Annotated in this window: 23 protein-coding genes and 1 tRNA gene; 12 read left to right on the top strand and 12 right to left on the bottom strand. The window is 34.6% G+C overall.

The window, feature by feature from the left end; translation table 11 throughout:
* Window positions 1-97: 97 nt before the first annotated feature.
* The 7 genes from PHF25_03575 to PHF25_03545 form a co-directional block, all read right to left on the bottom strand.
* Window positions 98-286: a hypothetical protein gene (locus PHF25_03575; protein ID MDD4527101.1), complete on the bottom strand. Its 189-nt coding sequence runs from the start codon at window positions 284-286 to the stop codon at window positions 98-100.
* Window positions 287-300: 14 nt separating this feature from the next.
* Window positions 301-708, bottom strand: coding sequence for an ATP-binding protein (locus PHF25_03570; protein MDD4527100.1), 408 nt, complete (start codon window positions 706-708; stop codon window positions 301-303).
* Between the two features lie 11 nt (window positions 709-719).
* On the bottom strand, window positions 720-1082 hold the full coding sequence (locus tag PHF25_03565; GenBank protein MDD4527099.1) for an STAS domain-containing protein: 363 nt from the start codon (window positions 1080-1082) through the stop codon (window positions 720-722).
* A gap of 85 nt (window positions 1083-1167) precedes the next feature.
* A complete protein-coding gene (locus PHF25_03560) occupies window positions 1168-1593 on the bottom strand; it encodes a peptidylprolyl isomerase (GenBank protein ID MDD4527098.1) in 426 nt (141 codons plus the stop codon).
* 91 nt (window positions 1594-1684) lie between these two features.
* The gene (locus tag PHF25_03555; protein MDD4527097.1) at window positions 1685-2110 is read right to left on the bottom strand and encodes a hypothetical protein; all 426 of its coding nucleotides are present in this window, start codon (window positions 2108-2110) and stop codon (window positions 1685-1687) included.
* A 169-nt stretch (window positions 2111-2279) separates the two neighbouring features.
* Window positions 2280-4460 carry a heavy metal translocating P-type ATPase gene (locus tag PHF25_03550; GenBank protein MDD4527096.1) on the bottom strand — a complete coding sequence of 727 codons (2181 nt, stop codon included), beginning with the start codon at window positions 4458-4460 and terminating at the stop codon, window positions 2280-2282.
* A 74-nt stretch (window positions 4461-4534) separates the two neighbouring features.
* Complete coding sequence (locus PHF25_03545) at window positions 4535-6025, bottom strand: cobalamin-dependent protein (protein ID MDD4527095.1); 1491 nt, start codon at window positions 6023-6025, stop codon at window positions 4535-4537.
* Window positions 6026-6199: 174 nt separating this feature from the next.
* Between PHF25_03545 and PHF25_03540 the strand changes: the two genes are divergently transcribed.
* On the top strand, window positions 6200-7060 hold the full coding sequence (locus tag PHF25_03540) for an OmpA family protein (GenBank protein MDD4527094.1): 861 nt from the start codon (window positions 6200-6202) through the stop codon (window positions 7058-7060).
* Window positions 7061-7111: 51 nt separating this feature from the next.
* Here PHF25_03540 and corA read toward each other — a convergent pair whose 3' ends face one another.
* Window positions 7112-8233, bottom strand: coding sequence for a magnesium/cobalt transporter CorA (gene corA / locus PHF25_03535; protein ID MDD4527093.1), 1122 nt, complete (start codon window positions 8231-8233; stop codon window positions 7112-7114).
* 37 nt (window positions 8234-8270) lie between these two features.
* Window positions 8271-8837, bottom strand: a complete 567-nt coding sequence (locus PHF25_03530) for a DUF975 family protein (GenBank protein MDD4527092.1) — start codon at window positions 8835-8837, stop codon at window positions 8271-8273.
* A 232-nt stretch (window positions 8838-9069) separates the two neighbouring features.
* On the opposite strand from PHF25_03530, the gene PHF25_03525 reads away from it, so the two are divergent.
* Window positions 9070-10020 carry an OmpA family protein gene (locus PHF25_03525; protein ID MDD4527091.1) on the top strand — a complete coding sequence of 317 codons (951 nt, stop codon included), beginning with the start codon at window positions 9070-9072 and terminating at the stop codon, window positions 10018-10020.
* Between the two features lie 57 nt (window positions 10021-10077).
* On the opposite strand, the gene PHF25_03520 is transcribed toward PHF25_03525, so the two are convergent.
* On the bottom strand, window positions 10078-10938 hold the full coding sequence (locus PHF25_03520; protein ID MDD4527090.1) for a prenyltransferase: 861 nt from the start codon (window positions 10936-10938) through the stop codon (window positions 10078-10080).
* Window positions 10939-10984: 46 nt separating this feature from the next.
* Window positions 10985-13063, bottom strand: a complete 2079-nt coding sequence (gene mfd / locus PHF25_03515) for a transcription-repair coupling factor (protein ID MDD4527089.1) — start codon at window positions 13061-13063, stop codon at window positions 10985-10987.
* A gap of 292 nt (window positions 13064-13355) precedes the next feature.
* Here mfd and PHF25_03510 point away from each other — a divergent pair, with 292 nt between their 5' ends.
* The 10 genes from PHF25_03510 to tsaD all read left to right on the top strand — a co-directional run bounded on the left by PHF25_03510 (window position 13356) and on the right by tsaD (window position 20806).
* The gene (locus tag PHF25_03510; protein ID MDD4527088.1) at window positions 13356-13868 is read left to right on the top strand and encodes a ferritin; all 513 of its coding nucleotides are present in this window, start codon (window positions 13356-13358) and stop codon (window positions 13866-13868) included.
* Window positions 13868-14371 (top strand): flavin reductase family protein, encoded by a 504-nt coding sequence (locus PHF25_03505; GenBank protein ID MDD4527087.1) that lies wholly within the window; start codon window positions 13868-13870, stop codon window positions 14369-14371. Before PHF25_03510 ends, PHF25_03505 begins: the two co-directional genes overlap by 1 nt.
* Before the next feature lie 54 nt (window positions 14372-14425).
* Window positions 14426-15586, top strand: a complete 1161-nt coding sequence (locus tag PHF25_03500; GenBank protein ID MDD4527086.1) for a metallophosphoesterase — start codon at window positions 14426-14428, stop codon at window positions 15584-15586.
* A gap of 91 nt (window positions 15587-15677) precedes the next feature.
* Window positions 15678-15767: transfer RNA gene (locus PHF25_03495), tRNA-Ser, on the top strand.
* A gap of 170 nt (window positions 15768-15937) precedes the next feature.
* Complete coding sequence (locus tag PHF25_03490; protein MDD4527085.1) at window positions 15938-16399, top strand: Fur family transcriptional regulator; 462 nt, start codon at window positions 15938-15940, stop codon at window positions 16397-16399.
* Between the two features lie 111 nt (window positions 16400-16510).
* A complete protein-coding gene (locus PHF25_03485; protein MDD4527084.1) occupies window positions 16511-17005 on the top strand; it encodes a 6-carboxytetrahydropterin synthase in 495 nt (164 codons plus the stop codon).
* A 165-nt stretch (window positions 17006-17170) separates the two neighbouring features.
* Complete coding sequence (locus tag PHF25_03480; protein ID MDD4527083.1) at window positions 17171-17806, top strand: hypothetical protein; 636 nt, start codon at window positions 17171-17173, stop codon at window positions 17804-17806.
* Window positions 17807-17934: 128 nt separating this feature from the next.
* Window positions 17935-19149, top strand: a complete 1215-nt coding sequence (locus tag PHF25_03475; protein ID MDD4527082.1) for a glutamate--tRNA ligase — start codon at window positions 17935-17937, stop codon at window positions 19147-19149.
* A 185-nt stretch (window positions 19150-19334) separates the two neighbouring features.
* Window positions 19335-19661, top strand: a complete 327-nt coding sequence (locus PHF25_03470; GenBank protein ID MDD4527081.1) for a multidrug efflux SMR transporter — start codon at window positions 19335-19337, stop codon at window positions 19659-19661.
* Between the two features lie 113 nt (window positions 19662-19774).
* The gene (gene tsaD / locus PHF25_03465) at window positions 19775-20806 is read left to right on the top strand and encodes a tRNA (adenosine(37)-N6)-threonylcarbamoyltransferase complex transferase subunit TsaD (GenBank protein MDD4527080.1); all 1032 of its coding nucleotides are present in this window, start codon (window positions 19775-19777) and stop codon (window positions 20804-20806) included.
* A gap of 221 nt (window positions 20807-21027) precedes the next feature.
* On the opposite strand, the gene PHF25_03460 is transcribed toward tsaD, so the two are convergent.
* The coding region (locus PHF25_03460) for a BtpA/SgcQ family protein (GenBank protein MDD4527079.1) at window positions 21028-21413 on the bottom strand (386 nt) is incomplete at its 5' end.

Here is a 21413-nt window from a genome sequence, read left to right as displayed (position 1 = left end):
CTGAAAATCCAAGGTATGTTTATTACGGAAAAATCCGCCTGATAAGTTTATCATAAAAAAGAAAATAAATAAAAGCTTATAATTGATTAATCTATATTTAGATAGCGAGGTTAATCAATTGAGGGAAAAACATTGCAGAAATGAAAAAATAAAGGCTTGCTACTATTAGCCCTATGCCTATCCAAAAAGAAGCCAAACTTAAGGCTGACTCTCCTTCTGTCAAATTGACCAACATAGTCCCTATTCCTATTGAAACCAATGTTAATAAACCTATGATGATTATCATCTGGCTAGTATTTTCTAGGAGCTAACTTTTTTCACCAAAGTAACTGTCGTTCCATTAGCAGATGTGTCATAGTCAACATGATCCATCAAGCTACGCATAAAAACTATGCCTAAGCCTAACCCAATTTTTTCAGGATCATCTTCTTTAGTTTTCACGTCAGCTTCAACATCAAATCCTTTACCAGAATCTGAAATTTTAATCTCAAGCTTATCCTCAAACATGCTAAAAGCTAATTCTATTTCTCCTGGAGAATCTCCGTAAGCGTATTGCACGGCATTTGTACATGCCTCAGAAACAGCTATTTTTATATCTTCAATATCTTCATGAGTGAATTTCATCCTATTTGCAATGCCTGAAGCAGTCAATCTAGCCACCCCAACATAGTCTGACATGCTTGGGATTGTTAATTTAATATTTGTCATTAGCTCTCCCCCTATTTACTTAAATTAGTAACAGCATCTTCTTCACTATCAAAAATTTTAAAATTTGCAGAAATTAAGCCTGAAACATCAAATATTTTTTTTATCTGAGGAGTAGCATTGATAATATTAATATACCCTTCATTGATCTTTTTGATTTGATTTGCTCCATTCGCAATAACACCTAAACCTGTGCTATCAATGTAGCGAATCTTATCTAAGTTCACAATAAGATCTTTGGCATTAGGATATGTTTCAAAAACATACTGCAAAGCATCGCTTAACTTCGGATACGTATAAACGTCAATTTCGCCTTCTAAATCAATAACTGGAATGTTGTTGTTTTCTCTAATGGACACATTTAAATCTAAAACCATGTTACCACCTCTCTCGCCTCTATTTTTTAACCTTACTGTAATCTTACCAAAATATAACAAATTTGTTTATAGTCTGGCAATAAATTTACATTATTTCTACTAATTGTACATCAAAAATTAAATTTTTGCCTGCTAGATCAGAGTTTGCATCCAAAAAAACCTCTTTATCTGTTACTTCTTTGACAGTAATTGGTATCATCATACCATGCTCCGAAGGCATTTGAAGTTTCAGTCCAACTTCAAAGTCCATATCTTCTGGCAACTGCTCTTTTAAAAAAGAAACAATTAAATCTTCGCTATATTTTCCATATGCTTTCTCCATCGGGATAAAAATTTCTTTTTTTTCAGCAACTTTCATGCCAAGAACGCCTTCATCAAAGCCCTGAATAACATGACCAACGCCAACCTTAAACGCTAATGGTTCTCTTCCTTCTGATGAATCAAAAACAGTACCGTCTTCTAGTTTTCCTGTATAGTGCACTTTAATATTATCATTATTTTTAACGGACATATCCTACTCTCCTTTCAAGACATATTACAATAATAACACACCTTAGAGGGAGATGCTTATAATAAAAATTTAGGAGAATTTTATTAATTAACTACATGTTTGCGAAAAGTTCAGCCATTGCCTGAATATTTTCTGTAGCTTGGACGGAATCAGGGCGGAAACTAGCGCCATGACCTTCATACCCAGGAGGGGCTGCACCTCCAACGCCTTGCATTGCGAATATTTCTTCAGCTTCTTTATAACCTAACCCTGAAATATCTGAAGAAGAAAAATTAAATTCTGAGGGACCAATACCCTGAATGGAGATATCTGAAGAAATAGAGAGGTCGCCCAATCCAGCAAACTCATTAACCATCGGCGAGGAATATTCAATAGACCCTTTATCTGCAGGATAAAAGGATGTCGGCAACGAACGAAGATTGTCGTTGTCTACCTTTGGCATCGATACTTGAGAACTTATATTCCTCGTATCACTTAAGCCCACATTTATACTTCCTATGCTTATTCCATCACTCATTCAGCTAGCCTCCCTACTTACCTAACATTAATTATAACGTTACAAGCAGATTTTTTATTGCATCCATTATTTCTGTTCTAAGAGGTTGTGCTTTTATAAACACACCTCATTTGCAAAGGCTTTATAGCACAATCAGTTATTAAAAGTTAAAAACAAAAAAAGCATACTACTAAACAGATTTAAATCTTTTCAACCTTAGCGCATTTATAACCACCGAAACTGAAGAAAAAGCCATTGCTCCAGCTGAAAACGCAGGACTAAGAAAACCAAAGGCTGCCAACGGAATCCCTATTGTATTATAAATAAAGGCCCAAAATAAATTTTGCTTAATATTTCTTAACGTTGCACGAGAAAGGTCGATCGCTTCCACCGCTTTTTGTAAATCACCCTTAACTATAACCAAATCACCAGTTTCAATTGCTATGTCTGTTCCCGTTCCCATAGCAATCCCTACATCTGCTTTTGCAATAGCAGGGCTATCATTTATGCCGTCACCCGCCATAGCGACAAAATAGCCCTGTTTTTGCAAGTCAGTAATTATCTGTACTTTCTGATCTGGTGTAACGCTACTGTGAACTTCATCAATCCCAACTTCGTTGGCAATTGCCTGAGCTACTTTTTCATTATCACCTGTTATCATAATGGTCTTAATTTTTCGTTTATGTAAGAGCCTAATTGCCTTTCGTGAGCTTTCCTTAATCCCATCCTGTACACCGTACAAAGCAAGAACACTTGTTTCGTCAGCTAAACAAACAACTGTGTAACCTTTATCGTACATATTATTTATTGCTTCCTTGCTTAAAGAACTTTGCACGCCTACCTGCTCCATATACTTACTATTGCCTATATAATATTTCTTTTTTGCTATTTGCCCTTGAAGACCAAAGCCTGTTTGAGCAACAAATTCTTTTACTTCCGCTTCTCTATTATCTGCTTCTAATTCTTTAGTATACGAGACGATGCTTCTAGCCAACGGATGTTCCGAATGTGTTTCTAATGCCAAGGCTATCGAGTGAGCTTCTTTTTCTTGACCCTTCAAAAGCTGAAATTCTTGCACCTCTGGCTGTCCTTTTGTAATAGTTCCCGTCTTATCAAAGGCTATAGCCGTAATCTTGTGAGCCTTCTCTAAACTTTCTGTCTTTTTAATAATAATGCCTAGTTGTGCACCTTTACCTGAAGCAACTACTATCGAGATTGGAGTTGCTAAACCTAGCGCACAAGGACAAGCGATTATTAGAACAGCAACAGTAGGAACAAAAACAGCGGTAGTTATGCCTCCAGCTATAATTGACCAAGCAACAAAAGTAATAGTAGCTACAATCAATACTCCCCAGACAAAATAACCAGCCACAACATCAACCAATTTCTGAATAGGAGCCTTATGCATCTGAGCCTCTTGCACCATTTTTACAATTTGGGCGAGCACAGTGTCTGACCCAACTTTTGTCGCGACCATAGTAAAGGCAGTATTGCCATTAATTGTTGCGCCAATTATTTTATCATTTAATACTTTGTCAGCTGGAATGCTTTCTCCGGTAACCATTGATTCGTCTATAGCCGTATAACCCTCTGTAATAATTCCATCTGTAGGAATTTTTTCGCCAGGTTTAACCCTTAAAACATCACCAAGCTGGATATCCTTCGCACTAATCTCCTCCGTCTCTCCATTCTTCATGACCCTGTGTGCTATTTTAGGTGAAAGTTCAAGTAGCTTTTTTATGGCAGCCCCAGCATTTCCCTTTGCTCTCGCCTCTAAGTATCTACCAAGTAAAATAAAAGTAGTAATAATTGCAACATCCATAAAATATTCTTCTTGTTTAGAAGTAAAATACATTAAATAGGTAGAATAAATAAAAGCTGCACCAATTCCAAGCGACACTAAAGTATCCATGGCCGGTCTACCCTTAAACAGGTCAGGAATACCTTTCTTAAAAAATCCTCTCCCGCCATAAAGAATAATAACCAAGGAAAGAACCATCATTATTTCCATGCCACTATGAATCTTCCATACAAAACCTAACAATAAAACAATAGTGCTGAGGATTGCAGTAACTACAAGCTGCCTAAGCCGCTGCTTGAGATTCTCTTTTTCTTCTATTTGAGAATTGACAGCATCCTCTTCTTTTTCCGAGACGTCGATTAATGTTGCCTGAAATCCTGCGTTTTTGATAACTTTTATAATATCTTTCTCAGATAAAATGTCAGTCTCGAAAGAAACTTCCGCTCTCTTCAAAGGCAAATTTACAACTGCACTAACAACACCTTGCCTAGATTTGAGGTCATTTTCAATGTGCAAGACACAACTAGCACAAGTCATGCCATCTATTTTAAGATTTATTGTTTTTTCCATAATTATTTCCTTTTTTTTGCCATCTTTAATTTAAAATGGTATCGCTAAAAAAGTTGGAAATCAAATAATAAAATTTATTTTTTTAAAATACGCTTGATTATGCCAGTCTCTAAATATTCTTTTATTTGAGCTATGCCTATCTCCTCTTCTCTCACATTACCAGAAGTAATTTCAGCAAAAGTAAGAGCATTGATAGCCTCTAGATTCTTTAAATTAATTTGTGTTAAATGGTATTTTTTCTTTAACTCCTCACAAAAGTTAAGCAGACGAATATATTGAAAATAATGCACTAAATCTTCTCGCTTCAAATGCTCTGTTTCCACAGGAAAAACAGACGAACGAAAAGATATCCAATTATCTGGGTCGATAATTTTCTCCTTAACTAACCAATCAAAATCGACTGTACCAGGTGGTGGATAATAAAACGAAGGTGCAATCAAAACACCCATGGTCGCTAAATAACCAATGGTTTCATCAATCTCCTGCTTCGTCTGCTCAGGCAATCCTATTATCAAATATGCAGTAACTTCATATCCAAGAGCAACTGCCTCCTGGGCTATCTTTTCAAACTGCTCATTCGTAAATGGTCGATTTAATTTCTTTTTTATAGCATCTTGTGCAGTTACAAGTGAAACGTTCAAATTCCTAAAGCCAGCACTCCGCATCTTCTTTAATAGTTCTGGCGAAAGTGTCTCCACAGAAATTCCATTCATTGCATAAAGCTGAATGTCCTTCTCTGAAAAAGTTGTTACAATTTTATCTAATAACTCATTGAACCAACTTTTATTCAAAGACAAATTGTCGTCTTCAAAATCAAACACTCTAACATCATGCTGAGAATATAAATTTTGCATTTCTGAAATGATGTTATCTACAGGACGCAAGACAAAACTATCTCCATGCATTGAGGCTACAGTACAAAAAGTACATCTTTTGGGGCAGCCACGTGTTGCAACGATGAAGCTAAAATTCTTTTTGTACATCTTATAGTTAGAAGAATCAATCAAGTTTCTGTTCGGAATAGTTTTTGTAAAACAATTATCAGCATCTAGAGGCAACCCTAGTACTTTTAAAAACTCATTTTCATCAGCACCTTTAATAATATGATCAATCCACGGATATTTTTCTAAAATTTCTTTTTGATAAACTGTTGCATGATATCCCCCGATAATAATCTTAATGTTAGGGAATCTCTCTTTTATCTGCTTTGTTAAAGCACCAACAATATTAAAATAAGTCGTAAAATTACAAGTAATTCCAATGCAGTCTGGTTTAATGTTTTCAATCTTCGCTAGTATTTGCTCAGCAGATAGTCCAAATCGATAATAAGCGCCAAAAAGCTTAAGTGGGCCAACTTCTTTTTCACTATAAATCTTCTTTAAATATGAAAACTCTTTGGGCAAAGGAATTGTCTTCTTTTTATAAGGACTTAAACAATCTAGAAGTGCAACATCTATACCATTTTTCTGCAGAAAAGTTCCTAAATATAATATTCCAAGAGGATAGGTTCTAATTTCTGTAAGGTAAAAATCCTCAATAGGTGGCTGAATTAGTAATACTTTCAAAAACAATAACTCCTAAATAAATTCAAGCTGAAACAATCTAATAGGCATATCTTCTATGCTTACTTTTTAAATAATTATATCAGAAAAAATTAATGAATAACGCAGATCTTCAAACAGATTGACTTAGCATTTTAGTTAAACTATGATAAATATCATTATAATTAGGAGGCTAGAATGAAAAAAGCAATTGTTCTGTTCTGTTTAGTTTTATCTTTATTATCTTTCGGGTACTCGGCCAATGCAGTAATTTCACCTTACTTGGGTTATCACTATATGGACCAAACAAGAGATCTAAATAACGCCTGGGAGATAGGCGCCTATTATACCGATCAGCTTAGCGACCGACTGTTTTTAGATTACAATCTTGGGCTTGCGCTAAGTTCTATAAAAAGTTCATCAGAAGGCAAACTACTCTTAGCTGGAGGCATTAATGCCTTATATAATATTGCAAATTTTGATCGAATAACTCCTTACGTTCTAGCTGGCTTAGGGGGGGATATTGGTTATCAATCACGCATTGGACTTAACCTTGGATTAGGTGTGAAAATTAAAATAAGCAATTACTTCGAACCTAGACTTGAAGTTAAAAACATCTATTATGGTAATACTTTAGGCAATGATACTGTTTATCAAATCATCTTAACTTGGCCTATAGTAAACAATAAACTAGAAGAAGCGTTCAAAAAAACAGGAAAAGTAGAAAAATTAGACATGCAAATAAAATTTGACTCAGGCGAAGCAATCGTAAAAGACGACTACACAATGACTCTCCTGGACTATGCAGAGTTTCTAATGTTTCATCCTGAAGTAAAGCTTTTAATTAAAGGCTACACAGATAATGTAGGAGAAGCAGAAGCTAACCAACTATTATCTGAGCAAAGAGCACAAGCAATTGCTAATGTGTTAATTAATAAATACGGAATAAGCAACGCCAGAATCACAGCTCAAGGATTTGGCGAAGAAGACCCTGTTGCCGCTAACGATACAGCCGAAGGTAGAGCTATGAATCGACGCATAGAAGCTTCTACACTATAAAGAATTTTAAAAAGCCCCGGTATCGGGGCTTTTTTTGTACCTATTTTTAACCTAGAACCATTTTTTGTTTTTAAAATAAAATAACATTCCGACAAAAAGAAAGACCATTAAACCCCAAACTATAAAGTATCCATTTTGGAAATGTAGCTCTGGTATATTGTCAAAATTCATTCCATACACTCCGACAATAAAGGTTAAGGGAATAAAAATAGTAGCAATAATGGTTAAAACCTTCATAACCTCGTTCATTTTATTTGAAACACTATTCATATAAAGGTCTAACAAACCTGAAGCGATTTCTCTAAAAACCTCAACAGTATCAATGACCTGAATAGTGTGATCGTATAAGTCCCGAATAAAGACCTTTACTTCTTTAGCAACCATCGGTTCTTCTATTTTCTCAAAGCTACTCACAACTTCGCGCAAAGGATAAATAGAGCGACGAATGTTCAAAGTCTCTCTACGTAACAAGTGCAACCGATTAAGAGTGCTCTTGTCAGGATTTTCGAGCAAAAAGGACTCAACCTCTTCTAACTGTTCGCCAAAAACTTCTAGTATTACAAAATAATAATCTACAACAGCGTCCATAAGTGCATACATCACATAGTCTGCGCTTCTATTTCTAATCCCCTTGCCTTCTTTTAATCTTCTACGAACTCCATCGAACACATCTCCCTTTTTCTCTTGAAATGTTATAAGAACATTCCCTTTCTTGATAAAACTTAGCTGTTCATAGCTCACTTTTGTTTCTTCATCCCCCACCATCACCATTTTTAATACTACATGCAAATATTCTCCATGCTCTTCTAGCTTTGGACGTTGACCAACACTAAGGATATCCTCCATCGTAAGCTTGTGAATACCAAAAAACGTACAAATTTCTTCAATAATCTTCTCATCATGAAGACCCTCAACATTAATCCACGTTATACCCTTAAAATCTTTAACCAAATCGATAACTTCTGCGGAATTTTTTGGATTACTTTCGCTATACTGTTCTTTGAGATGTTGAATAACAGAAATCTCTACCTCTGCCATTTTTCTTTCGCCAGTAAAAACCAAAGAACCAGGAGCAAGCCCTAGCTTTACCTTAGCTTTACTCTTTTTAGGGATAATCTTATTACCTAATCGAATTCCCTTTTTTATAATTTTAGATATTGGTTTCTTTTTCATTTTCATAACCTTCTTTTATTAATTTACTAAATCGAAACTATTTGATTTCATCATAAAACTTAGCAACACTTATTCCAGCATACGGAGACAAAAACAAAAAGCCTATCCCCAAAGTTGCCACGCTTAAAACATACCAACCAATAAACCTGCAATACAAACAAAAAAGTTTCCATTTATTACCCTTCATCATTTCAATGCTTTTCTTCCTCGCATCTTTCTGTGCAATGTTTGGATTGTCAGCAATTATATAAAACGTCATGCTATATGATAAAAAGACGATTATTCCTGGCACAACAAACAAAATCGTCCATAATATGGTGTAAGCAAAAATATGCAAATAAGCCGACATAGCTACACCAAAGAAGTTTAATCCATCAAATATTTGTTTAAATTCTGATTTCTTGCCTCTTATTATATTCAAAGAAAAGATCGACAATCCAACATTAAATGGCCCTGTCAAAATTAAACAAGTAACCCAGCCCAAAACTGGAACATTCCCCAAAAACATTCGAATAACAGCAATAACTAAATATGCCCCAATCACCACTGGCCAACTGCCAGCCAATACATCTCTAACTGATTTTGTGATTTCAGCATTATTCATCAACTAAACATCCACCTTTCTATAATTACAATCTTTAGTTTAATTATACAAATTTAATCTATGTTTACAAACTAATGATAAAAAAATGAATATTAATGTGGGAATATTGGGAAAAAATTACGATACTTTATTCGTAAATAACTATAAAAGGCAATAGCTACGCAAGGAAATTTGACTTCCAATAGCCGATACCATAAGATGGTTAATATTAAAAAATGGAGATGACAAAATTATGAATACAAAAAAAACAATACTTATCTTTTCACTGCTTCTATCTATATTAACTTTTAGTTTTTCTTATGACGCAGTAGTGTCGCCGTATATTGGCTATCATTATATGGATCAAGCTAAAGACCATAACAATTCATGGGAAATTGGAGCGTATTATACCGATAAAATTAGCGAAAACCTCTTTTTAGACTATAATATTGGCTTTATTTTTAGCAAAATAACTAGTTTAGGCGAAGACAAGCTGCTTGTTGGTGGTGGAGCAAACGCTCTCTATCTATTCCCCAATAAAAGCATAATTACTCCTTATCTGCTGGCTGGTATTGGTGGCGTTGGCGGATACCAAGCAAAGCTTGGGCTTGACCTTGGCTTCGGTTGCTTTCTCAAAATTGCTGATAACTTTGAACCAAGATTTGAAGTTAAAAATTTATACTTTGATAACAACTCAGGAAATGACACTATTTATCAAATTATTTTTTATATGCCAACAGCTAAAGTTGAGCAAAAAAAGCCAGAACCAGTTGCTCCTGTTGCTCCAATTATTCCTGAAATTAAAGAACCAGTGAAAAAAACATATTTTAATGAACTAGAAGAAGTTTTTAAACAAAAAGGTAAAGTAGAGAAAATGAACATGAAGATTAACTTTAATTCTGGTGCATCTGCGGTTAAGAGTGAATATGAAAAAGTTATACAGAATTATGCTGAATTTCTATTATACCATCCAGAAATTAACCTGATTATTAAGGGATACACAGATAATCAAGGTGATAAGAAATTTAACCAACAACTATCTGAACTTAGAGCAAAATCAGTGGCAAATGTACTAATTTATAAATTTGGAGTTAATAAAAAAAGAATTATAGTGCAAGGTCTTGGTGAGGCAGATCCAGTTGCAACTAACAACACAGAAGCTGGGCGTGCACTAAACAGAAGAATCGAAGCGTCTACGTTTTAATCTAGTATTAAAAATACATAGCATAACTAATAATTAGTTGTGCTATGTTTGCAGTTTTTATTTAATTAAATACTCTATAAATACGCCTAAAAACAACAGAAGGCTAAACATTTTCTGTAATTGAACTGTTTCTAAAACAAGCTCGTCTACATCGTCACGAACCAATTTAACAACCAGCTTATACGCTCTAAAAGCAGACAAGAATACAATCAATAAAGGAAAGTATTTATTACTAAAAATAACCAATAAAAATAACATCACATAGGGTAAAATTATTTCTACATAATAACGTCTCTTCCCCCTTACTCTTGTCATTAAAGAGTTGTCGCTGGTTTCTTGTAAGTAGTTTGCCGTAACAATCGATGAAACATACAAACCAAAGGGGATAGAAAACAAAAGCAATCTAAAAGAAAAGTCAGCAGTAAAAGCGTAATAAATTGTTGAAAAAAGTAGTGGTCCCAATAAAAGAAAAACAATTATTTCACTATACTTACTTTTTTTTATTAAATTATTTTGCGGAATATATATTTGCCAACCTAACCAACCCAGCAAAACAAACCACATGAGGTTTACGCTGGAATACAAAACAAAAAACAACAACAACACAAAAAATACAATCCATAACAACACAACCCAAAGTATCATTTTCTTCGATTTAAAAAATTTTTCTGACAACATTATTATTGGTTCAAATATTGACCGAGATGATTTGCCTTTTTTAAAAACAAAGTATTCGCTAACCAAATTAATTGCTAAAACAGCCACTGCAACTGTTAAGATCATTAGAACAAAAGGCAACAAACCAATCAACACATTGTTGTTCTTAGCAACCAAAAAACAAACAAAAACTGGAATAACAGAAACAAACAAAGGGTACATTTTTATAGATAACAACAACGACTTTATATTTTTAAACATTATCAGCCATTATAGTAAAAAATATCAGTAACATCCAATAATTGTTTTATTCATCTAGCTCATGGCTTATTAACTGCAACATCACAACTAGGTTATCTGGCAATTTGCCAAACCTATCCTCACATTCTTTAACTAGGTTGATAACTTCTTGTTTGCTACTAAGCACAGCAATAGACTTATACAACGCTAATCTGATACTCATATCTGGGATATACTCTTCTGGAATATATGCTTCCATCCTAGTGGAAATGTTCAAATAAGGTCTTTCTCTGTGCTTTTCGCCCTTTTCCCTAGCAATTGCTTCATTTAATATATGCATGTAAAATTCAAAGCCTACTGCTTCCATATAACCACTTTGGGCAGTACCAAGAATATTTCCAATCCCACGCAACTCCAAATCCCTAAGCGCAATATCATAACCTGATCCTAAAGCAGAAAATTCCATTAAAGCTTCGAATCTTTCTTTCACTTCTTGAGTAAACAATGTTTTATCCTTATACAATAAATAACAATAAGACTGAACCTGATTTCTTCCTACTCTACCTCTAAGCTGATGAAGCTGCGCAAGCCCAAAATGCTCTGCATTATTTATTATCATTGTATGGGCATTAGGTATATCCACCCCGTTTTCAATGATTGTAGTAGCAATAAGTACGGGGAATTTTCCCTCATAAAAATCTATCATCAACTGCTCTAATTGATTCGCACTCATCTGCCCATGACCAACACGAATATCAATCTCTGGCAAAACATTATGTATTTGATTCTGCAAATGAATAATGTCACTTATCCGGTTATGTAATATAAAGACTTGCCCCTTGCGTTTAAGCTCAAACTTAATCTTGTCCCTTATATAACCTATATCAAACTCATGTGACTCTGTAAGGATAGGCAAACGTTCCAGTGGTGGCGTATTAATAACACTAATATCTCTGATTCCAGAAATAGACATGTATAATGTTCGCGGTAAAGGTGTAGCAGATAAGGTTAAAACATCTATATGGCTTCTATATTTTTTAAGCATCTCTTTTGCAATAACTCCAAACCTCTGCTCCTCATCTATTATAAGTAGTCCTAAATCAGCAAACTCTATGTCTTTTTGTAATAATCTATGTGTACCAACTATAACGTCTATAGTTCCCATCTTTAGTTTATTTAATGTTTCTTTTTGTTCTTTCTTTGTCTTGAATCTATTAATAAACTCTACGTTCACTCCTAGACTACCAATCCTGCACTTAAAAACCTCATAATGCTGTTTGGATAAAATTGTAGTTGGTGCAAGCACCGCCACCTGTTTTCTGCTAATAACTGCCTTAAGTGCTGCTCTAATTGCGACTTCTGTCTTTCCAAATCCAACATCACCACAAACGAGTCTATCCATTGCCTTGCGAGACTCCATGTCTTTTCTAATATCTTCAATAGCTTTTAACTGGTCTCTTGTTTCTTGAAAAGGAAAGGTTTCTTCCATCTGCAAAATGAGTTCACTGTCTTCCTGAAACGCAAAGCCTTCTCTTAACTTACGATTTTTATAAAGACTAAAAAGGTCTTTTGCAATATCTTTAACAACCTTCTTAACTTTCTGCTGTGTCTTTTCCCATTGTTTGTCTCGTAAGGAATTAATAACGGGAGAGATACCGCCTGAAAATTTATAAATCCTGGCTAATTGCTCAATCGGGATAAAAATCTTATCGCCTTCTTGATACTCAACCACAGCATATTCGCCTTCAAACTCACCAAATTTCATTCGTTCAAGACCCTGATAAATACCTATCCCATGGTTAATATGAACCACCTTGTCACCGATGCTTAAATCAAAAAGGATTTCATGTGGAATTACATACTCATGTCGCTTAATGCTCTTGTCGTAAGGTGCTATTTCTACTCTATCATTTTTAGAAAGTGACCGCTGTGTAGTTGGCTCAAAAGTCCTGATATCATCTATGACAGTATCAAAAAGCTCTAGTCTGATAGGAGCGTTACTATTTGAAGGGAAAATGTCTATAATGCTTCCACGAATAGCATACTCGCCTGGATTAAGGACCAACTTTGTTCTGGAATAATGGTTTGTTTCGAGCTCGGTTATTGTCTGCTCAATATCAATTATTAATCCAACCTCAAATTTCATAGTGGAATTATTTTAATCTCATTAAGGCTTAAAGGCAAATACTCCCCTTCGTCATTTTGTGACACATCCCCAATTTGGGGAGGCTTTTAAATTCATTTCAATATACATTTTAAAGATCAACTAACCAAATATTCGGCTCCCCGAATCGGGGAGCTGTCAGCGTTCACTGAGGCTCTCGAAGTGATAAGCTGACTGAAGGGAAATTACTACTTGAATATGACTTTCAAAATCACTACAATAAAGAAAAACAACTTAAACCCACTTTAGGGGGTTTGGGGCTAAGGAGTTCACTATGTTAAACAAAAAAATGCAAGATGCGATTAATGACCAAATCAACTTCGAACTATATTCAGGATACATATATCTAGCAATGTCTGCTTACTTTGAATCAATCAGCCTCAAAGGAATGGCTAGTTGGATGAGAGTTCAAGCAATGGAAGAGCAAGCTCATGCTAAAAAATTCTATGATTTTGTAATAGATAGAGGAGGGAAGGTCTTCCTTTCTGCTATTGGCGACCCAGGCAAAGAATGGAAAAGCCCAATTGATGCTTTCCAATTTTCCCTTGAACATGAAACCAAAGTAACCGCACGTATTGGAAAACTAATGGACCTAGCTTATGAACTAAAAGACCATGCTAGTGCTAGCTTTCTACAATGGTTTATTGATGAACAAGTAGAAGAAGAAGCAAGTTTTGATGATATTATCCAAACCCTAAAACTTGCGGGTGATTCAGCTGGTCTTTTTATGATAGACAAAGACCTTGCTACTAGAGTTTTTGTTCCTCCTATGGGAATAACACTATAGTGGATAAGTCCGCTCTTTTTAAATTAGGTTATGGTGTTTATATTGTAAGCTCATTTCTTGATAAAAAATATAATGGTCAAATAGCAACTGTTGTCTTCCAGGTAACTTCTCAGCCTGCAAGAATAGCGACCTGCATTAACAAGGAAAATCTGACTCATGGATACATAGAAAAGAGTGGCTTTTTTGGTGTTTCCGTTTTGGAACAAGACACACCAATACCCTTCATAGGTAAATTTGGATTTAAAAGTGGTAGAGATAAGAACAAATTCGAAGACACTAAGTATGAAATCGGCGAAACTGGTACTCCGTTAGTAACTGAAAACTCTGTAGCTATTATGGAAGCAAAAGTTATTAATCAGATGGATATTGGAACCCACACTATGTTTATTGGTGAAATCCAAGGTTGTAAAAACTTATCAAACGACATTCCTCTAACTTATGACTATTATCATAATGTAAAGAAAATGAAATCACCAAAGGCAGCACCGACCTATAATGGCTAAATAGCCGGCTTTTCAGGAAATAACTTTAATATTTTTTTAATGTAATTTTTTGTTATGAACAAACCCATTGAGAATATTACATTCTATGCACGATATATTTCTATGCAGAAAAAACTAATATCTTTAAATCAAAAAACATTAGCACTAAAAAGAGTTATTGTTGACACCTATACTATGTATCATTCTGAAATAAATATTATTAATAAAGGGAAAGAGTCTTTATATATAGAACCCACTAATACTGCGCTATCAAGCAACAACTATTCTATTTTAAAAAGGGTTCAACGATTATTTATGGTGCCCAAAAAACTAGCAATAACAGGAAGGCTTTTTGCAATTGGTGATGTCCATGGCAGTTATACAAAATTAGTTAAACTTGCTCATATGCTTGATTTTGCGAAAGAAGATATTGTTATTTTTCTAGGAGACATAATTGATAGAGGTTTAAATACAAGAGATGCAATCGATTTCTTGGAAAACTTGAAAACCAAAACAAATTTAGTGTGTTTAGGCGGCAACCATGAAGCGATGTTTTTACAATCACAAACCTCCTGGGTTTTAAATGGTGGGCTAGAAACTCTACTCAGCTATGGTGCAACATTATCATTTCACAATGTCACAAAAGATGAGTTTTTCTTAAACTTTGAAATACCGGCAGTAATCGCAAATAAACTCTGGCAAAAAATGAATAAACATGGCTTAGCCAACAACCAAGGAACCATTATAAATGATTATCCGAACCTTAAATTATTAATGCAACTAATTCTTATCCACGGGGAAAGGTACGGAGGCGACTTTGCTAACCACATAGTGCAAGCGACGAACATTCAACCATTAATGCAACATGCTAAATTTTTTCAAGAGCTACGTGACTTTGCCCGGACAGATGGAAGTTGGCAAACACATTACCATTTCTCACATGCAGGGATTAATCCAAATCAAAAAAGTGATCTAGACTGTATGCTAGGAATAAGCGAGACCAGAAGCCCTTTATTAAATTCTGATTACAAAAGTAAATATAAATATATTTTTGGGCACACACCTGTAAATGCTATGAATTTGCATTATTTCAACTATGACTATGCAAAAATACCTTTTCAGAGCTACAGACCTTATATTTCAGACACTTGCGTTAACCTTGACACTGAGGCTTTTCGCAATGGACCTCTCACGGCGATAGAACTACCCTCAGAATCTTTTCACTTTAGTTTTTAATTTAATATATAGTCTTTGAAATATTCAAACATTGTTCATCCTGAGCATTGTCGAACTAAGCTTGTGAACGTTATAATGAATCCCTTGGCATGGAGAGATCGCCTAGTCCGGTTTATGGCGCACGCCTGGAAAGTGTGTATACCGTAAGGTATCGAGGGTTCGAATCCCTCTCTCTCCGCCAGTTCAATGTTTTCGCAATAAACGTTCATCAAATTTTACATGTATTGGCTCTTCACCTAACGACTACCCCATGAAAAGTAAAACCAGCTCTACTCCAGTAATATGAAAAAAAATCATTAAATAGCAAGTTACATATTGAAGTATAGTAATAAATCCTATATAGTAGTAACTATGAACTATCAGGATAATAATGAAGAAACGGTTGCGCAAAAATTAAGGAAAGCCAATCTAAAAATCACACCTCAAAGAATGGCAATTTTAAGCGAGCTTATCCACAACAGCAATCACCCCACCGCAGACACTGTTTACCAAAAAATTAAACAAAAATTACCTAATATATCATTTGATACTGTTAATAGAACATTAATTACTTTTACTAGGAATAGCATTATTAAACGTACTGAAGACCAAGATGGAGCAAAAAGATATGACCCAAAGACAGAACCGCACCATCATTTTCACTGTATAGTGTGCAATAGGATTATTGATTTTATGAACACGGAATATAATATGGTTAAACTACCAGAAAGTATAACCAAAAAACATCAAGTATTGAGCCAAAAAATTGTTTTAGACGGAATATGCGAAAATTGTAAAAACAAAAGCAATAACAACGGTCAAAATATTTATTAATGAATTGAAAGGAGTTGTATTTAAAATAAAATATATTTGAATATTGAGCCTATTTTCAATTTAAGAAGGTTCATCAGTCAATTAAGTTAAAACGAATTAAAGGAGTTTATTATGTCAAACAATAAGTACACATCAATAGTAAAGCTTGATTTCCAGTACGCACATAGGTTCATGAAATGGCCAAGAGAAGCAAAACACCTTCACGGTCACTCCGGTCTTTTAGAACTTGAGCTTGAAGATACAGTGGATTCGGTAACAGGATTTGCGCATGCTTGCAAAGATGGATTCAAAAAAGCATGGGAGGTTTGTGACCATTTTCACCATGCATCATTATTTCAAGAAGGCGACCCACTTCTTGAGGCTGTTCTTGCCGTATACAAACAAGAAGACATTAACAACGACTTAGAGAATTGTGTTCCTCTTAAAAAAATAAACCATGCACTTGCTTGGTCTTATCCAGAATACAGAATAGTTGTAACAAAAAAAGTTTCTACTTGTGAGAATCTTTGCGAGCTTTTTTACGAACTTCTTAAAGACAAGATGCCAATCAAAAAAATTACTTTCCGCTCATCTTCTATGAATGCAGCCTCAAAGGAATTCAAATAAGAACAAAATGTAGTTCCAATATAGAGGGTACTCGCGAAGAAGGATAACTCATCGCTAACACCCTCTATGTTGCAAATTTGACAAAAGGTTTCTTTCCAAAAGCTACCAACTCAACGTACCATGTCACTTTACAATTCCAGTCAAACATATAATATGTTAACTATCATGATTAGTTTCTGTATTCGAACAAACTATGCCAGACCAAAAGAATTCCAGCTACTAATATCTTCCATTGATATCCTAACCCATATAGACAAAGAAATTATCATAACTGGAGTTTTACCAAAAAATATGGAAAGGGCTGATTTTATATACTTTCCAATGATAGAAGAAGCAAAAACAGGACAAACATCAAAAATGAGAGATAAAGGATTCGAGCTAGCGAACGGGAAATACATCGTTGCCTTAGATGATGATATTATAATTAATAAATTAATTATTACTGAAGACGATATTCAAATACCAAAATGTTATAACGTTAATGGTGGAAGATTTTATGATTGGTGCTGCCAACCACCTATAAGAAAAATGGACTACTCTGAGCCATATTCTAAAAACAATTATCTGTCTGGACAATGTTTTATTATAAAAGCTGAAATAGCAAAAAAAATAAAACATGGAAACAAGCTATTCCACGAAGGGGATGATGTAGACTATGGCATGAAGTTACAAAATGCAGGATATATATTTACATTATCAGAAAGTTTATTCATTCATAATGACAAAAGAATTATAAATGTAGAAGAACTAATGCAGCAAACGCATAAAATGATAGAATCATTCAAAATCCAAAACAAATAAATTAATCCACCAAAAACACTCAGATAACGAACAACTTGGCCATCACAGCTCTGTCTGGCTCAGCCAACAGAGTATTTCCATCCATTGAACCATTGAACGATTGAACGATTGAACTGTATAATACAATTATGATAATTACTCGCTTTGCACCAAGCCCAACAGGGAATTTACATATCGGAGGAGCTAGAACGGCTCTTTTTAACTATTTGTATGCCAAGCATTGTAAGGGGAAATTTCTTCTACGTTTTGAAGATACTGATGTAGAAAGGTCTAAAGAAGAATATGCAACGCAGATAAAAAAATCACTTAAATGGATAGGTATAAATTGGGATAATGAAGAAGTTCCATACCAATCCAAAAGGCTGCAAGTATATGCTTCTTATAAAGACCATCTTATCGAAAAGGGACTTGCTTACAAAAAGGACGGAGCCATTTACTTAAAAGGAAAAGACAATGTCGAAGATTTCGTTATCTGGAGATCTGACGGTATGCCAATTTTTCATTTTACTGTTGTAATTGATGACCATGATATGCACGTTAACTGCATTATTCGTGGTGTTGACCATTTAACTAATACTGAAAAACATAAAATTATTTATGACTATTTGGATTTCCCAAAACCTGAGTGGCACCACATACCCTTAATTGTAGATGAAAACAGTAAACCGCTTAGCAAAAGAAGAGATGATGCAAGCGTTACTTTCTACCAAGAGAAAGAATATTTACCAGAAGCTGTCATGAATTACTTAGCGAGACTTGGATGGGGGCATGAAAATCAAGAAATTTTTTCAGAAAAAGAATTAGTCGAACTATTTGACGTTAATAAAGTATCAAAAAACCCTGCCAAAATTGATTTTAAAAAGCTTAATTGGTTAAACTCTCAATATATTAGCAATGCTGATGCTTCTATGTTTAAAAAATATCAACAATACTCCAATATTCAAAAATCAATAGATAACGCTGAACGTTCTGACTTATACAAAGAATTAATGAAAAAAGTACAAATAAAAGCATTTAGCGTCCAAGAACTAAATGAATTACTGCACCCTTTTGTTAATGATTTTCTTGCAGGAGAAGAACTGCTTAAAGAACATCAAGTTTTTATCCTCAGTCTGCTACCACAAATCAAAAAAGTATTAGAAAATATCCCACAGGAAAAATGGACAGAGAGTGAGTTAGATGAAAAACTTAGCCAGCTTATGACGCTCAACCAGATTACATTTAAAGATATAGCCATGCCACTAAGAGAACTTATAACAGGCCAAAAAAAATCACTTGGTATCGGAGAAATACTCTTTTACTTAGGCAGAAAAACAGCACTGAGCAGATTACAAATACTTTAGACCCTTCCGACTCAACTACGTTGAGCCACCTTCCCTTGCAAAGGGAAGAATTATAACAAAACTTCTATTGACCCCCCGCCTAACAAGCAAACCCAAATTGATTTCTACAACAAATAATGTTAATTTATCTGTGGTAAAGTGAACACGTTTTGTAAACATGAAATAATTAATAAGGATAGAAATAAATGAATTGGATTTTATTAACTATAGCAGGACTATTTGAAGTTGGATTTGCAATATGTCTTGGTAATGCAAAAGAAGCAACAGGAATAGTTGCAACGTATTGGTATGGGGGATTTTTACTTTGCCTCACAATCAGTATGTTATTACTTGTTAAGGTAACACAGGAATTACCTATTGGAACTGCATATGCAGTATGGACAGGAATCGGAGCTGTTGGTACTGTTTTAATTGGGATAATCATCTTTAAAGAACCTGCTGATTTTTGGAGACTTTTTTTCATAACAACACTAATTGTCTCAATTATTGGACTTAAGTTTGTATCGCATTAAACATACATCTAAAAGCTCCCTTTTAACGTTAGCTAGTTAATCCTTCCCCTTAATAAAAAACTCTTAAAAACCCAAGCTTTATCAATAACTAAATAACAAGCTATAATAACCTCATGAAAAAAATATTAACCCTTGGCGTTGAGTCGTCCTGTGATGAAACATCTGTGGCTGTTATAGAAAATGGCAGAAAAGTTTTAACTAATATTATTTATTCTCAAATCAAAGACCATCAGAAATATGGTGGTGTTGTTCCTGAAATGGCATCCAGACTACATGTTATGAACATCATCCCCTGTATCACAAAAGCCATCAAAGAAGCAGGCATAAAACAAGAGGACCTCGACCTAGTAGCTACAACCAAAGGACCGGGATTATTGGGTGCCTTAAGTACTGGAATTACTGCTGCTAAAACACTAGCATATACACTGAAAAAACCCTTTATTGCTGTACATCATTTAGAAGGACATATCTATTCCAATCTTTTAGATGACAACTCAAATTTCGAATACCCATGTTTAGCACTAATTGCCTCTGGTGGACACACCCAACTTGTTCTCATCAACAAGCCGTTCGACTACCAGTTAATTAGTAATACCTTAGATGACGCAATAGGTGAAGCCTTTGACAAGTCAGCAAGAATCGCAGGATTAGGCTATCCTGGTGGACCAATTATTGATAAGCTTGCTCAAGAAGGTAACCCTAAAAAATATCGATTCCCTTCTGTTAAAACAGCAAATCCCTTAGACTTTAGCTTTAGTGGGCTAAAAACAGCTGCTCTACACATGAGTAAAGAATTAAACCTTCTTGAACAACCAAAAGATAGCCAAATAATGAAAGACTTCTGTGCGTCTTTCCAAAACAAACTTATTTCTGAATTAACGGGAAAAACATTTAAAGCTGCAGAAGAATATAACGCAAACCAAATAATAATTGCTGGTGGTGTGGCGGCTAATTCATTTTTAAGGAAAGTTTTAGTAGAAAGAACAGATTTAAATGTTTCACTGCCTCCACTAAAATACTGTACAGATAATGCGGCCATGATCGCTTGTGCGGGACACTATAGATACTTAAACGGGGAAACAACTGCTTTAGATATTGAACCAAAAGCTAATTTGAGTTTGTTTCCAGAAAAATCCAAGTTATAACCCTTTTTTCTACCTTCATATGATATTTGTTTCTAAATATTTCTGGTGCTGGTTTGCTTTTCATCATTTTCCTCCTTCCTAGCCTGCCAAAGAGGATTAAGTTGTCGTCCTCTCTAAGAATTATAAAAAAAGCTTTATCCTCATAATTTTATCTATACTATAAGCTATTCCCTTTAACGAGAATTATTAAACATTTATCCTATCTAAATTTATGAATATAACTATTTTTTTAAGGAAACTAAAAATTCACTTACCGACTCTCTTCCATGAGAGTTAAGTAAATTTAAAATATGACTACCTATAACTGCTCCGTCAGCAATTTTTTTCAATTGATTCACATGCTCTTTAGACGAAACTCCAAAGCCAGCAAGCACAGGTAGAGACGTTTGTTGTTTAAGCTTTTTCACAAAGTTCTTACCCTCGTCGCTTATCTCTTTACCAGCACCAGTAATCCCAACCTTCAGGGTAGTATAAATAAACCCCTTGGAGACTTTAATGACGTTTTGTAGCCTTGAGTTACTAATATCTGGAGACACAACATGAATAGGATATACACCCTTAGCGTCTGCTATTTTGATATAATCTAATCTCTCGTCAAAAGGAATAT

Source organism: Candidatus Margulisiibacteriota bacterium (assembly GCA_028706105.1).
GTDB lineage: Bacteria > Margulisbacteria > Riflemargulisbacteria > GWF2-35-9 > DYQY01 > DYQY01.
Note: the sequence above shows the minus strand (reverse complement) of the source record. Positions and strands in the feature narration are given on the sequence as shown.

What these genes read in the sequence shown, in the direction of transcription:
- PHF25_03555 (MDD4527097.1), bottom strand. Translation starts at nt 2,110, where the DNA reads ATGAGTGATGGAATAAGCATAGGAAGTATAAATGTGGGCTTAAGTGAT.
- mfd (MDD4527089.1), bottom strand. Translation starts at nt 13,063, where the DNA reads ATGAAATTTGAGGTTGGATTAATAATTGATATTGAGCAGACAATAACC.
- PHF25_03475 (MDD4527082.1), top strand. Translation starts at nt 17,935, where the DNA reads ATGATAATTACTCGCTTTGCACCAAGCCCAACAGGGAATTTACATATC.
- PHF25_03480 (MDD4527083.1), top strand. Translation starts at nt 17,171, where the DNA reads ATGATTAGTTTCTGTATTCGAACAAACTATGCCAGACCAAAAGAATTC.
- tsaD (MDD4527080.1), top strand. Translation starts at nt 19,775, where the DNA reads ATGAAAAAAATATTAACCCTTGGCGTTGAGTCGTCCTGTGATGAAACA.
- PHF25_03490 (MDD4527085.1), top strand. Translation starts at nt 15,938, where the DNA reads ATGAACTATCAGGATAATAATGAAGAAACGGTTGCGCAAAAATTAAGG.
- PHF25_03570 (MDD4527100.1), bottom strand. Translation starts at nt 708, where the DNA reads ATGACAAATATTAAATTAACAATCCCAAGCATGTCAGACTATGTTGGG.
- PHF25_03565 (MDD4527099.1), bottom strand. Translation starts at nt 1,082, where the DNA reads ATGGTTTTAGATTTAAATGTGTCCATTAGAGAAAACAACAACATTCCA.
- PHF25_03550 (MDD4527096.1), bottom strand. Translation starts at nt 4,460, where the DNA reads ATGGAAAAAACAATAAATCTTAAAATAGATGGCATGACTTGTGCTAGT.
- PHF25_03575 (MDD4527101.1), bottom strand. Translation starts at nt 286, where the DNA reads ATGATAATCATCATAGGTTTATTAACATTGGTTTCAATAGGAATAGGG.
- PHF25_03470 (MDD4527081.1), top strand. Translation starts at nt 19,335, where the DNA reads ATGAATTGGATTTTATTAACTATAGCAGGACTATTTGAAGTTGGATTT.
- PHF25_03525 (MDD4527091.1), top strand. Translation starts at nt 9,070, where the DNA reads ATGAATACAAAAAAAACAATACTTATCTTTTCACTGCTTCTATCTATA.
- PHF25_03540 (MDD4527094.1), top strand. Translation starts at nt 6,200, where the DNA reads ATGAAAAAAGCAATTGTTCTGTTCTGTTTAGTTTTATCTTTATTATCT.
- PHF25_03500 (MDD4527086.1), top strand. Translation starts at nt 14,426, where the DNA reads ATGAACAAACCCATTGAGAATATTACATTCTATGCACGATATATTTCT.
- PHF25_03520 (MDD4527090.1), bottom strand. Translation starts at nt 10,938, where the DNA reads ATGTTTAAAAATATAAAGTCGTTGTTGTTATCTATAAAAATGTACCCT.
- PHF25_03530 (MDD4527092.1), bottom strand. Translation starts at nt 8,837, where the DNA reads ATGAATAATGCTGAAATCACAAAATCAGTTAGAGATGTATTGGCTGGC.
- PHF25_03510 (MDD4527088.1), top strand. Translation starts at nt 13,356, where the DNA reads ATGTTAAACAAAAAAATGCAAGATGCGATTAATGACCAAATCAACTTC.
- corA (MDD4527093.1), bottom strand. Translation starts at nt 8,233, where the DNA reads ATGAAAAAGAAACCAATATCTAAAATTATAAAAAAGGGAATTCGATTA.
- PHF25_03485 (MDD4527084.1), top strand. Translation starts at nt 16,511, where the DNA reads ATGTCAAACAATAAGTACACATCAATAGTAAAGCTTGATTTCCAGTAC.
- PHF25_03560 (MDD4527098.1), bottom strand. Translation starts at nt 1,593, where the DNA reads ATGTCCGTTAAAAATAATGATAATATTAAAGTGCACTATACAGGAAAA.